Below are 13,004 nucleotides of genomic sequence, written 5' to 3' on the forward strand. Positions count from 1 at the left end.
GGTGGCGTGGATCAGGTCAGCTTGCGCTGTCGGAAGTCGCGCTGGGCGTCCCGGGCGCACCCGGGGTTCCGTCGGCGCTGCCATTGCCGCCGGTCCCGCCGGCCTCGCCAGCAGCGCCGTCCGCACCGCCATCGGCTCCGTTGCCCCCGACGCCGCCGCTACCGTCGCCGTTCGGGCCGATCTGGCCGCCGGTGCCACCGGCGCCGCCCGCACCGCCGGCGCCACCGGGGCCGGTCTCGGTGGCGTTCGCGCCGTTACCGCCGTTGCCACCGGCGCCGCCGTCGCCGCCATTAGCGGCCGCTGTGCCGGTGCCTCCGTCGCCGCCATTGCCGCCGGCGCCGCCGGCACCCCCGGGTTGCTTGGTGGCGTCGGTCGTGTCGTCGCCCGGCGTGGTGTGGTCGTTGCCGCTGGTGCCCGCGTTGCCGCCGAGTCCGCCGTTGCCGCCGGTCCCGCCATCGAGCCCGGTACCGCCGTTGCCGCCGGTGCCGCCCTGCACGGTGGTGCTGGTGCCTCCGGTGGCGCCGTTACCGCCGGTGCTGCCCGCACCGATGCCAGCACCACCGCTGCCCCCGGTGCCGCCGCTGAGGCCGCCGGTTATGTAGTTGGTGCCGCTGCCCGCAGCGCCGGTTCCGCCGGTGCCCCCGTTGCCGCCATTGACTCCGGCGCCGCCGGTCCCGCCCTGGCCGCCGTTGGCCATGCCGCCCGCGCCACCGACGCCACCATCGCCGCCGGTCCCGGCATTTCCGGCGCCGCCGCCACCGCCGCCACCACCACCGGCGGCGCCGGCGCTGGGCGACCTGTCGGGCGTTTCGGGGAAGTTGTTGAAGCTGTTCAGCAGGCCACCCAAGCCGGTGCCGCCTACGCCCCCGGCGCCACCCTGGCCGGCGACTCCGCCGCCGCTGGTGCCGCCCGCACCACCGGCCCCGCCGGCACCACCGCTGCCGCTGAACGGACTGCCGGCTCCGCCGGATCCACCGCTACCGCCGTACCCGGCCAGCGCTCCGTCGGAGCCGTTGCCACCCGCACCGCCGACGCCACCGACGCCGCCGTTGCCGCCGATCGGCGAGGCTATGGCGCCGTTGCCTCCCGAACCGCCGTTGCCGGCGACGGCACCGGTGCCGCTGGCGTTGCCACCGTTACCGCCTGCACCAGCATTACCGGGCGTACCCGCGCCACCCAACATGCCACCGCCGCTGCCGTCGCCGCCATGGCCGCCGTCACCGGCGAGCCCGTCGGTGCCGCTCGCGATGCCCCCGGTTCCGCCGGCACCGCCGTCGGCGCCGTTGCCGCCGAAAATGCCGCTGGCGGAGGTCAGCGTGGAGATGGGACTGCCGGAGAGCGCGGCAATTTTATCGAGTTGAGCCTGCAGTTCCTCAGCAGATTTGCCGGTCATGATCGCGAGCTGAGTGATGGCCGCACCCAACTGATCAGGCGAGCCGTAGACACTGCCCAGCGAACCGGCGTTGCCGCCGTCACCTCCGCTGCCCGCTGTGCCGCCGGCACCGGTGCTGGCGCCGCCCGTCCCACCGGCACCGCCCGTGCCGGCGGTACCGCCGCCGACTATTCCGCCCAGCCCGCCGTTACCGCCGTCGCCACCCGTACCGGCGACGCTGTTGACACCGGTGACGGCGCCGCCAGTCCCGCCGGTCCCGCCGGCCCCGCCCTGTCCGCCGAACAAGTATCCGCCGATGCCGCCGAAGCCTCCGCTGCCGCCGGCTCCTGCAGTGCTGCCGCCGCCGTCTGCGGCTCCGCCGGCTCCACCGGCACCACCTACACCGCCGGTGCTGCCGAAAAGCGCGTTGGCCGTTCCGCCTTGGCCGCCGATACCGCCAGCTCCTGCGGTGGCCTGGTCGACGTCAACGGCACCGCCCGCGCCGCCCTGGCCGCCGGCTCCGCCAGTCCCGCCGAACAGCGAGAAAGTGCCGCCGCCCATACCGCCGTTGCCGCCCGCGCCAGCCACCTCGGTGCCGCTGCCGCCGGTGCCGCCGTCACCGGCGGCTCCGCCGACGACTCCGCCGAGGAACCCTCCGAATCGGGTCGTCGACAGGCCGCCCATGCCGCCGTTGCCGCCTGCGCCGCCGGTCAGGCCACCACCACCGGCTCCACCAGCTCCGCCGACGCCGCCGTTTCGAAACAGGCCGCCGTACTTGGACTGGTCAAGGTCTGCCATGCCGCCGTTGCCACCTAGGCCGCCATTGCCGCCGGTGCCGTCCAAGGCGTCGCCGCCGGCCCCGCCGTTTCCGCCGACACCGCCGAAGGAGAACCACTTTCCGGTCGCGTCGCCGCCGTCGCCGCCGTTGCCGCCGTTCGCACCGGCCAGGCCCGCGCCGCCGTCGCCGCCCGCGCCGCCGATACCGATCAGCGTCCCGCTGGTTCCGCCGTCGCCGCCGTCGGCTCCGGCGCCGCCGATACCGCCGGCGCCACCATTGCCGAACCAGCCGGCCGCGCCCCCGTTGCCGCCGGCCAGGCCGGCCACATCGGAGTCATAGCCCGCGCCGCCGTCGCCGAACAGCCAGCCACCGCCGCCGCCGGTCGGGTCGTCCTCGGTGCCGGCGAGACCGTTGCAGATCAGCCCGCACACGGAGTCGGAGGCGAACAGCGGGTTGATCAGATCGCCGAACTGCTGCCCGAACGAGCTCGACATCCAGTCCTGCATGCCGGCGTGCAGATCCAGGTAGATGCTCTGCGCGAAGTCATCGAAGCTGAACGCCGAGAAGCTGAAGTCGGCCGCTCCCACACCGTCGAACCAGGTCGACAGATCCCCGAGGCCCAGGGCGTCGGGGTCGAAAACCGCGCTGCCGACATCGCCCGGCTCGAACCAGCTGGTCGGGTCCAACCAGTAGCTCGGGTCGAACAGGTCTTCCAGATCGGCGCTGGCGGCCGGCGCGAATCCCAGGGGGCTCAGCCCCAGTGCCAGCGCCGCGCCCGCCGCCAAAGTGCGGTGACGGCGTTGGGGTGCAACGGATTTGCGCTGGCGCGACATTAGGTACCTCTCGGTGCAGCGGTCGCGGCCGTGACGCCGAACCAGATTTAGGGGTCTCAGATCCGGAATTTACCGTAACTTAACAAAGTCTGCAGTCCACTGGAAGATGCCTGCGGATCACCTTGAAGGAATCTGTGAGGTCACTGTCCGTCTGGTCGGTCCGAAAGCACGTCGCGGAGCTGGTACTTCACCACTTTCCCGGACTGCGTTCGGGGTAGGGCGTCGACGAACTCCAGCCGGATCGGCAGTTTGAACGCCGCGAGCTTGTCCCTGGCGTGGTCGCGTAGCTCATCGAGCTCTAACGTGGCGCCCGGCCGCAGTACCACCACGGCCGTCACCGCCTCGCCCCACTTCTCGTGCGGGGTGCCCAGCACGGCCACTTCGGCGACGGCCGGGTGTCCGTAGAGCACGTCTTCGACCTCGGCTGGATAGACGTTCTCGCCGCCGGAGATCACCATGTCCTTCACCCGGTCGAGCACCCAGACATAGCCGTCGTCGTCGGCCTGGCCGATATCGCCGGTGTGAAACCAGCCCTCGGCGTCGATCACCGCCGCGGTGGCGTCGGGATTTCGCCAGTAGCCGGCCATCACCTGCGGCCCCCGCACACAGATCTCTCCGCGCGTGCCGGCGGGCACCGGCTGGTTCTCGAGATCGACAAGGCGCACATCGGACAGCGGCAGCACCTGGTTGCCCGCGGCACCGATCTTCACGCCGACCTCATCGGTGCGCAGCACCAAGGCCAGCGGGGCGGTCTCGGTGAGCCCGTAGCCCTGCGCGAACGGGATACCGCGCTCGGCGTAGCGGCGGATCAGCGGCTCGGGCACCGGCGCGCCACCACAGACGAAGCTGCGCACGCTGGACAGGTCGGTCTCGGCGAACTCCGGCCGCTGGCTCATGAACAAGAACATCGCCGGCACCCCGAACATGGTGGTGATCCGCTGGTCGGCGATGAGCCGCAACGCTTCGGCTGGATCGAAGGTGGGCATCAGCACGATCCGGCCCCCCTTCTGCAGGGTCACCAGCGTGGTGACATTGAGCCCACCGATGTGAAACAGCGGTGCGCATACCAACGACACGTCGTTCTGGCTGGTGTCGAATGTGAGCAGGGCATTGATGTTGTTCCAGAACAGGTTTGCGTGGGTGAGCATGGCGCCCTTGGGGTGCCCGGTGGTGCCGGAGGTGTACATGATCACCGCGATGTCATCCGGCTCGGCTAACACCGGGTCGGTCAGGGGTGCCCGCCCGGCCAGCAGTTCGTCGAGCACCTCCCAGCCCGGCGTCGGGGCCAGCGCGATCACCCGGCGCAGCCCGGCCTGCGCACGCACCGGATCGATCACCGTCGCGCGTTCGGCGTCGGCGACCAGGGTGTGGACCTGCGCATTGCCCAGGATGTAGCCGAGCTCGTCGGCGGTCAGTCGCCAGTTCAGCGGCACGAAAGAGGCGCCGATTCGCGCGGCCGCGAACAGGGTGACCAGAAAGTCCGGGTGGTTCAGGCCCGCGTAACCGACTCGATCCCCGCGCTGCATGCCTCCGGCGGCCAGTTCGGCCGCCAACTGGTCGATGCGATTCGCGAATTCTCGGTAAGTCCAGGTGCTTTCGCCGTAGGTGATGGCCGGGAGGTTCGGCGTCGCGGCGGCCCGCCGGGAGGTCCAGGAGCCGAGATCGATCGGGGGAATGTCCACCTCACGAACGCTAACCCGCGAGGTGTCGGCGCAGGGGTGGTTCGCCGCAGGGCGGCCGTGAACGTCGTTGCCCCGATTTATCGATCGCGCTGATTTTATTGCCCCGAAGGTGATCGAACTTCAATAAAGGATAGGAACCGGGGGAGCTTTTATGTGGATAGCTGAATTATTTGCCGTGCATTAGTCGTCGGCCTTTGTGACGCCGGTCTCAATTATGGGCTCGACCAGGGAAAATGCTGTGTCTTCTGAGCGCGGTGACTGGAGCGGTGACGGAAAGTGAACGGTCTTTGAACGTTGTTATTCACAGGGCTTTGGGGTCGCCTAATTGGCGGAGAAACGGCTACGTTCGTCTTCGCCCGAGCGGAGCATCGACGGGCGAGGTTTTCGAGGAAGGTCTGGGCGGATGAGCGGTCCCCGAGGTGGCGGCCTGGGCCGAGGGCAGCGGGCGGTGGCCCGCGTGACGGCCACGATTGTGTCGGCGGGATTCTGCTTGCTGGTCGCACCGGCGGCGCACGCCGACCTCGACGACTTGCTCGACACGCTGATCGGTGCGGCCAGCGCCGGACCCGACCCGGTCGATGTTGCCGACATTCCCGCGGGCTCGCTGGATCTGGATGCCTCCGGCGTTCTTCAGGACCCGCTGGCACAGCTCGATCAGGTGTTGCACGACGCACCAGGGCAGTTCAGTCCAGAACCGGCGACCGCGGGTTCGCCCGCCGAGGTCAATCCGGGCGCGCCCTCCGACACCGATTCGGGAGCCCCGGGCGAGACCACCCCGACTCCCGCGGACGGCGAGCACCACACCGGAAACTCCGAAAACTCCAACAATCCCACCAGTTTCCCGAAGCTCAGCATGCCCAGCGGCGGCAACGGTGGCGGTGGCTCCGGCGGTAGCGGCAACGGCTCCGGTGCCCCAGGCGGCAATAACAACAAGGTCAAGTCGAACACCAGCGCCGCCAAGCCCGGCGCCGATCTGCCGAGAGAGGGCGACGGCGTCAACTAGCGCCTCGGCGGCCACGCCGCGCCGATCGATGGCAGGCTGAACCGGTGCCCGGTTCGATCTGCGACATCCTGCCGTCTTCTGCCGCGCTGCTAGGAGTTCCGGGCGCGATCGACACGCTCGGTCTGCGCGAGCGCGTCGGTGACGTGCAGCGGGTGGCGGTGGTGTTGGTCGACGGGCTGGGCTATCACCTATTGCCGCAACTGACCCAGGACGCACCCCTGCTGGCTTCGGTGCTGGCCGGCACCACCGGTCACCTGAGCGAACTGTCCTGCACGTTCCCCTCCACCACGCCGACCAGCCTGGTCTCGCTGGGCACCGGCGTAGCGCCGGGCGAGCATGGCGTGCTGGGTTTCACCGTCAATGTGCCCGGAACCGATCGGGTGCTCACGCACATCTTCTGGGGTGACGAGCCGCCGCCGGCGCGCTGGCAGCCGGTGCCCACCTGGTTCGAGCGGCTGCACGACGCCGGCGTGGCTGCGCGCGCCGTGCTGCCGGAGATGTTCGTCGGCAGCGGGCTGACCGAGTCCGCCTACCGAGGCGCGGAATTCTGCCCGGTAGCCAAGGGGGAGCCCTACGCCCAGCGGGTCGTAGCGGAGCTGGCCTCGCCGGGCCTGGTCTACGGCTACACCGCGGCACTCGACCACGCCGCGCACGTGTCGGGGATCGGCTCACCGCACTGGCACGCCGCGGCCGCCAAGGTCGATGCGCTGCTGCGTCATCTCCTCGAGGAACTGCCCCGCGACGCGGCCCTGCTGGTCACCGCGGACCACGGTGGGCTCAACGTGCCCGAGGAGTCCCGAATCGACCTCGACGCGGATCCGGTGCTACGCGCCGGAATTCGGGTGGTCGCCGGCGAGCCGCGGGTGCGCTACCTGCACACCGAGCCCGGTGCCACGGCCGACGTGCTGGCGGCCTGGACGGAACGCCTGGCCGGGCGGGCCCTGGTGCAGACCCGCGAGCAGGCTGTTGCCTCCGGGGTATTCGGACCCGTGCGGGACGGGCATCTGGCACGCATCGGCGACATCGTGGTGACCTGTACCGGCGACACCGCGATCCTGGCGACCGACCACGAGCCGCCGCAGACGGCGCAACTGGTCGGCTTCCACGGCGGGCTCACCCCGGCCGAGATGGCGATCCCGCTGCTCACCTTTTCTCGTTGACTCTGCGTCCAGGGCGCAAAAGTGCGAGTAGCACCCGCCCTCACCGCAGAGTCAACGCAGACGGGGTTACTCCTTGACGCCGTACTCGTCGAACCAGTGGGCCAGCTTGCCGCGCCGGCTGACCGCCCGCAGTCGACGTTCGGCCGACAGGCGGGTCTTGCTGGTGGTGACGATCAGCAACTCGTCGCCGACGGTGATCCGGGTGTCGGGCTGGGGGACGAAGGTGTCGCCCTTGCGGATGATCAGTGTGATCACGCTCGGGTCGGGCAGTCGCAGCTCCAGCACCGAGACGTTGTGCAGCTTCGACCCCGGCTGCACCGTCATCGTCAGCAGCTCGGCCTCCAAGACGTCCAGCGGCGCCGCCTCGACCTGGATCTCGCGGGTGGCGTCGCGCGGGATCAGCCGCAGCCAGTGCGCGAACAGGCCCAGGCTGGGGCCCTGCACCACGGTGTAGACCACCACCAGGATGAACACGATGTTGAGCAGGCGGTAGCTGTCCGGGACGCCCTCGACGATCGGGAATGTTGCGAGCACGATCGGAACCGCGCCACGCAGTCCCGCCCAGGACAGGAAGATCTGTTCTCGCCAGGGCACCTTGAACCAGATCAGCGACGCCACCACCGACAACGGCCGGCTCAACAGCAGCAACACCGCCCCGATGATCAGCGCGGGGATCAGTTCCCCGGACAACTGGCTCGGACTCACCAGCAGGCCCAGCAACACGAACAGCCCGATCTGCGCCAGCCAGCCCAGCCCTTCGGCGAACGAGCGGATGGCCGCGCGGTGCGGCAGGCCGGAGTTGGCCAGCACCACACCCGACAGGTAGGCGGCGATGAATCCGCTGGAGTGCAACGACGCCGCCGCCGCGAACGCCACCATGGCGAGCCCGAACGTCGCCAGCGGATACAGGCCGGACGCCGGCAAGGCCGCCCGACGCAGCATCATCGCGCCGAGTAGCCCGACGACCAGGCCGATCGCCGAGCCCGCTATCAGCTCATAGAACACCCCGCCGATGGCGTGGACCGGGTCGATCACCAACGGCGTCGTGCTCAGCATCAGCACCACGATCGCCGCCGGCGCGTCGTTGAAACCGGACTCGGCTTCCAGCAGGCCGGCCACCCGTCTGGGCAGCGGCAGCACCCGCAGGATGGAGAACACCGCCGCGGCGTCGGTCGGTGAGACGATCGCACCCAGCAGGAAGGCCAATTGCCAACTGATGCCCAGCAGCAGATGCGCGGCCACCGCGATCACCGCCATGCTGACCACGACGCCGACAGTGGCCAGCACGGCCGCCGGCGCCAGCAACCGGCGAATGTTGGCGAACCGGGTCGTCAAACCACCTTCGACCAGGATCACCGCCAACGCGGTGGTGCCCAGGTCGCTGGCCAGCTGGACGTCGGAGAAATCCAGGCCCAGCCCGTCGTTGCCGATCACGACTCCGACCAGCAGGAACAGCAACAGGCTGGGCAACCCGACTCGATCCGCCGCGCGGGTGGCGATGATGCTGGCCAGCAGTACCAAGCCCCCGATCAACAGAGCCAGGTAGAGCTGTTCCAGGCTCATCTGATCCCCGTTCGGGCTGTTGGTGGCGGTCGGACCCGCCCATGTGATTCGCTCAAAGTCAGCGGGTTCGTGTTATCTGTCAGTAAATCAGTAGCGCTGTCACGACCGTGTTACGCCCGGAGCGGCCGGGGATGAGGGGAGCCATCATGCGCATCGGGATCGCCGGCGCCGGCGCGGTGGGGCGATCCGTCGCACGAGAACTGATCGGCGACGGCCACCGGGTGCTGCTGATTGAGCGCAACCCGGGGCACTACCAACCCCATACCGTCCCGGAAGCCGAGTGGCTGCTGGCCGACGCCTGCGAGCTGAGCGCGCTGCGGGAATGCGGAATCGAGATCTGTGATGTGGTGATCGCCGCCACCGGTGACGACAAGGCCAACCTGGCTACCGCGTTGCTGGCGAAGGCGGAGTTCGGAGTGGCCCGGGTGGTGGCCCGGGTCAACAACGCCCGCAACGAGCCGCTGTTCACCGAAGAGTGGGGTATCGACGTGGCCGTCTCCACCCCGCGGGCGATGGTCGCTGCGGTCGAGGGTGCGATCGACGTGGGCCATCTGGTGCCGTTGATGGGCTTGCGGCGCGGTCAGGCCAGCCTGACGAAACTGACCCTGCCCGACGACAACCCGCTGATCGGTAGGCGGGTCTGCGACATCGTGCTGCCCGAGGGCGCCGCGCTGGTCGCGGTGCAGCGCGGTGACCAGGTGATCCTGCCGCGGGCGACCGAGGCGCTGCTGGCCGGTGACGAAATGCTGTTCGCCGCGGCCAGCGGGATCGATGACGAGGTTCGGGCGGTGGTGCACGGCGCACCCGCCGGCAGAAGGATGCATTGACGCCGTGCCGCCGCGGTGGGGATCCATGAATACGGCGCCGAATGAGCAGGACGACGCCGGGAGTTTGGCCAGCGGTGCCGGTGTCATCGCCACCGTGCTGGCGGCCGCTCGGGCCGCGGCGGCGTCGCGCGATCTGATCAGCGACCCGTTCGCGGCGCCGTTGGTGCATAAGGTCGGCCTGGAGTTCTGCATTCGGGTAGCCGACGGGGACCTGGACATCAGCCGGCTCGGCAAAGATGGGGGATTTCCCCGGTTTGCGGAGTTCTCCGCGGCGCGAACCCACTTCTTCGACGCGTTCTTCACCGACGCCGCCCGCGGTGGTATCCGCCAGGCGGTGATCCTGGGCTCCGGGCTGGACACACGCGCCTACCGGCTGTGGTGGCCCGCCGAGACCATCGTCTACGAGGTCGACCACCCCCATGTCGTCGACTTCAAGACCACCACGATGCGGGCCTGGGATGCCACGCCGAGCGTCAACCGTCGCGCGGTCGGCGTCGACTTACGCGGCGATTGGCCGGCGGCCTTGCGGCGGGTGGGTTTTGACGCCGCCGCGCCGACGGTGTGGGTCATCGAGGGGCTGCTGGTCTGGTACGTCCCCTCGGACGCACAGAATCGTCTGCTCGACGGGGTTACCCAGCTCAGTGCCCCGGGCAGCCGGCTCGCCGCCGATCACGCGGTGCCGCCGAGCCGGCCGCAGGCTGTGCACCACGAATCGCTCGTCGAGCGGTGGCGCCGGCGCGGTCTGAGCCTGACCGGGCCCGGACCGTTCTATTCCGGAGAGCACACCGATGTCGTTCGGCATCTCACCGAAAGTGGCTGGACCACAACTCAATCCGGTATCGCCGACCTGTTCGCGGCTGCCCGACTGCCCCGGCTTTCCGATCCTGAGCTCGACGGGGCTCCGGCGGCTATCCGCTACGTCGCGGCCACCCGGATCTGACCGGCCGGCGTCATCCCGCCATGAATTCGGCGTAGGCGGAAGCCAACTCGGGCGGAAGTCCGGTGGTTTGGCATTGCCGTTGGGTCTCACCGATAGGCGCCAGGATTCCGCGCAGTTCGTAGTACTCCTGGGGGTGGGCAGTGAAGTAGCTGCGCACGTCGGCGGCGACTTGCGGCCGCGGGGAGCTGATGGCCTGATTCACCACCGCGTTGGCGCCGGGGTGCGCGGCCAGGTACTGCTGCGCGGAGCCGGTCACGGAGTTCACGGTGCCCGATACCCCGGCCGGACTGCAGTCCGGTGCGGCAGACGCCGACGGCGCGATGACCAGGGTGGCGGCGGTGGCGCCCAGGAGTCCGGCACCGAGGCCAAGTCGTCGAATCATGGTGAAGCCGTGGGCTTTCGACATGGATGTTCCTTCCGGGTGGGTGAATGCAATTCCCGTCCGGAGCCCAAGGTACGCGCGGCTGGAGTGCACGCTGTGTGTCCTGGGGCACAGCCATCAGCGCTCTTGGCCATCGCTTCTGGACCTGCCGCATCTTTTGGCGGCAAATGCTCCACCAGTGCGGAGGGATTGTTTAAGGTCCGCTCTTAATCTGCGGGATCAGCGCTTATGCGATCGTGACCTTAATGTTTGCTGGCACGGTCGATTGCGGCCTCGGCGGCTTCTTTGATCGGTCCATGCCAGACATCGCCGTGGCCGGGTGCCAGGATCTCGGTCTCCAGCAGAGCCAGCGCACTGAGACTGCGCAGACAGTCCTCCTGGCTGTGGCTGAACAGCGCCGGCAGCAGTTGCGGTCCGGTGTGCGACAACACCGGATGGCCGGTGATCAGCGCGTCTCCGCTGGCCAGAACGCCATCGACCAGATACGAGCAGTGCCCGCGGGTGTGGCCTGGGGTGGGGATGGCGACGGGCTGCCCCGGCAGTCCGGCGGCGATCTCTCCGGTCAGCGGCTGCGCGGACGGGATGCCCTCACGGTTCAGGCCGCCGCTACGCACCACGTGCGCGCTCCACAGCGCCCAGCTCGGCCGCCACAGGCGCGGAGCCAGCGCCAGCGGTGAAACCTGCTCCAGGTACTCGCGTTTGGCGTGGCCGACCTCGTCGGCGTGGCAGTACACCGGGGTGCCGTGCGTCTTGGCGAGCCAGATCGCCGCACCGAAATGGTCGACGTGGGCATGGGTGAGCAACACCGCCCGCACGTCGGCCGGGTGGTAGCCCAGGGCGCCCAGCGACGCCAACACGTCGGTGCGATCACCGGGGTAACCGGCGTCGATCAACATGACGCCGGTGTCATCGGTGACCAGCAGCCAGTTGACGGCTTCGCCGCGGGCCAAGTACACCCGCTCGGTCACCGGAACCAGTTCGACGAGCTTCTCACCCATGCCCGTGAGTTTAGAAAGGCGGCGGGAGAGTAGAAAAGGTGGAATGGCGGAACTAAAACTCGGGTACAAGGCATCGGCAGAGCAGTTCGGGCCGCGGGAACTGGTGGAACTCGGCGTAGCCGCCGAAGCGCATGGCATGGACAGTGCCACCGTCAGCGACCACTTCCAGCCGTGGCGCCACGAAGGCGGGCACGCCCCGTTCTCGCTGGCCTGGATGACAGCGGTCGGCGAGCGTACGAGCAAGATCCAGCTCGGCACCTCCGTGCTGACCCCGACGTTCCGGTACAACCCGGCCGTCATCGCGCAGGCTTTCGCGACCATGAGCTGCCTGTACCCGCAGCGGATCTTCCTGGGCGTCGGCACCGGAGAGGCCCTGAACGAGATCGCCACCGGCTTCACCGGCGAGTGGCCCGAGTTCAAGGAGCGGTTCGGGCGCCTGCGCGAGTCGGTGCGCCTGATGCGCGAACTCTGGCGTGGTGACCGGGTGGATTTTGACGGCGACTACTACAAGCTCAAGGGGGCCTCGATCTACGACGTCCCGGAGTCGGGCGTACCGGTCTACATCGCGGCCGGCGGGCCGGCGGTGGCGAAGTATGCGGGGCGCGTGGGTGACGGCTTCATCTGCACGTCCGGCAAGGGCGAGGAGCTCTACACCGAAAAGCTGATGCCGGCCGTGTTGGAAGGCGCGGCCATCGCGGAGCGCGACGCCGACACGATCGACAAGATGATCGAGATCAAGATCTCCTACGACCCCGATCCTGACTTGGCGTTGAACAACACCCGCTTCTGGGCGCCGCTGTCACTGAGCGCCGAGCAGAAGCACTCCATCGACGACCCGATCGAGATGGAGAAAGCGGCCGACGCGCTGCCGATCGAGCAGATCGCCAAGCGCTGGATCGTCGCCTCAGACCCGGACGAGGCTGTTGAGAAGGTCGGCGAGTATGTGAAGTGGGGCCTGAACCACCTGGTGTTTCACGCTCCCGGTCACGACCAGCGGCGCTTCCTGGAGCTGTTCAAGACCGACCTGGAGCCGCGGCTGCGCCGGCTGGGGGCAGGAGCAAGGACCGGTCAGGGGTAACCGCAACCGGGGTCGGGCGCATCCTCGACAAGCGGGGCGCCGATCGGTAACAGGTACACCGCCTGCAGCACCACCGGAATCGATCCCAGATTGCGACCGACGTGGGCATGCTCGGGGCCGCCGGGTTCGGTCATCTGAGCGCCCGGCCCATAGCTGCCGTCGAGGCTGCAGTCCGCGAGATTGTGGGTCAAGGTGCCCTGGCGGACGACGCCGAACACGGTGCCAGGGTGCCAATGCCAGCCGGTGCTGCCGCCGGGCTCGATGGTGATCTCGCGCAGGACGTAGTCGCGGCCATCGACCGTGGTCTGCGACAGGGTCACCCCCCTGATCCGGTCGCTCGGCGTCGCGGTGGCCGACGGCGCCAGGGCGACCGACAAGGTCACCGAGA

The 13,004-nt window shown here is 69.2% G+C and carries 11 protein-coding genes; 5 read left to right on the plus strand and 6 right to left on the minus strand.

Annotated features, from left to right (window positions below; translation table 11 throughout):
- Nucleotides 1-16: 16 nt before the first annotated feature.
- Together ACKY0W_RS01995 and ACKY0W_RS02000 are read right to left on the minus strand one after the other, a co-directional pair.
- On the minus strand, nt 17-2,983 hold the full coding sequence (locus ACKY0W_RS01995) for a PGRS repeat-containing protein (RefSeq protein ID WP_409436180.1): 2,967 nt from the start codon (nt 2,981-2,983) through the stop codon (nt 17-19).
- 140 nt (nt 2,984-3,123) lie between these two features.
- Entirely contained in the window at nt 3,124-4,665 is a 1,542-nt protein-coding gene (locus tag ACKY0W_RS02000) for an acyl-CoA synthetase (RefSeq protein ID WP_409436181.1), read from the minus strand.
- 403 nt (nt 4,666-5,068) lie between these two features.
- Here ACKY0W_RS02000 and ACKY0W_RS02005 point away from each other — a divergent pair, with 403 nt between their 5' ends.
- Together ACKY0W_RS02005 and ACKY0W_RS02010 are read left to right on the plus strand one after the other, a co-directional pair.
- Nucleotides 5,069-5,668, plus strand: coding sequence for a hypothetical protein (locus tag ACKY0W_RS02005; RefSeq protein ID WP_409436182.1), 600 nt, complete (start codon nt 5,069-5,071; stop codon nt 5,666-5,668).
- Nucleotides 5,669-5,712: 44 nt separating this feature from the next.
- Nucleotides 5,713-6,828: an alkaline phosphatase family protein gene (locus ACKY0W_RS02010; protein WP_409436183.1), complete on the plus strand. Its 1,116-nt coding sequence runs from the start codon at nt 5,713-5,715 to the stop codon at nt 6,826-6,828.
- A 66-nt stretch (nt 6,829-6,894) separates the two neighbouring features.
- Here ACKY0W_RS02010 and ACKY0W_RS02015 read toward each other — a convergent pair whose 3' ends face one another.
- Nucleotides 6,895-8,391 (minus strand): potassium/proton antiporter, encoded by a 1,497-nt coding sequence (locus ACKY0W_RS02015; protein ID WP_409436184.1) that lies wholly within the window; start codon nt 8,389-8,391, stop codon nt 6,895-6,897.
- Between the two features lie 146 nt (nt 8,392-8,537).
- Between ACKY0W_RS02015 and ACKY0W_RS02020 the strand changes: the two genes are divergently transcribed.
- Nucleotides 8,538-9,218, plus strand: coding sequence for a potassium channel family protein (locus tag ACKY0W_RS02020; RefSeq protein WP_409436185.1), 681 nt, complete (start codon nt 8,538-8,540; stop codon nt 9,216-9,218).
- A 25-nt stretch (nt 9,219-9,243) separates the two neighbouring features.
- Nucleotides 9,244-10,158, plus strand: a complete 915-nt coding sequence (locus ACKY0W_RS02025) for an SAM-dependent methyltransferase (protein ID WP_406756544.1) — start codon at nt 9,244-9,246, stop codon at nt 10,156-10,158.
- A 10-nt stretch (nt 10,159-10,168) separates the two neighbouring features.
- On the opposite strand, the gene ACKY0W_RS02030 is transcribed toward ACKY0W_RS02025, so the two are convergent.
- The gene (locus ACKY0W_RS02030) at nt 10,169-10,564 is read right to left on the minus strand and encodes a heme-binding protein (RefSeq protein ID WP_409436186.1); all 396 of its coding nucleotides are present in this window, start codon (nt 10,562-10,564) and stop codon (nt 10,169-10,171) included.
- 218 nt (nt 10,565-10,782) lie between these two features.
- Nucleotides 10,783-11,538, minus strand: a complete 756-nt coding sequence (locus ACKY0W_RS02035) for an MBL fold metallo-hydrolase (RefSeq protein WP_409436187.1) — start codon at nt 11,536-11,538, stop codon at nt 10,783-10,785.
- A 43-nt stretch (nt 11,539-11,581) separates the two neighbouring features.
- Between ACKY0W_RS02035 and fgd the strand changes: the two genes are divergently transcribed.
- On the plus strand, nt 11,582-12,616 hold the full coding sequence (gene fgd, locus ACKY0W_RS02040) for a glucose-6-phosphate dehydrogenase (coenzyme-F420) (RefSeq protein WP_409436188.1): 1,035 nt from the start codon (nt 11,582-11,584) through the stop codon (nt 12,614-12,616).
- Here the strand turns inward: fgd and ACKY0W_RS02045 are convergent.
- Nucleotides 12,607-12,999 carry a cupin domain-containing protein gene (locus ACKY0W_RS02045; protein WP_409436189.1) on the minus strand — a complete coding sequence of 131 codons (393 nt, stop codon included), beginning with the start codon at nt 12,997-12,999 and terminating at the stop codon, nt 12,607-12,609. The genes fgd and ACKY0W_RS02045 overlap by 10 nt on opposite strands.
- Between the last annotated feature and the right edge of the window lie 5 nt (nt 13,000-13,004).

It is taken from the genome of Mycobacterium sp. SMC-14, assembly GCF_046250075.1.
Classification (GTDB): domain Bacteria; phylum Actinomycetota; class Actinomycetes; order Mycobacteriales; family Mycobacteriaceae; genus Mycobacterium.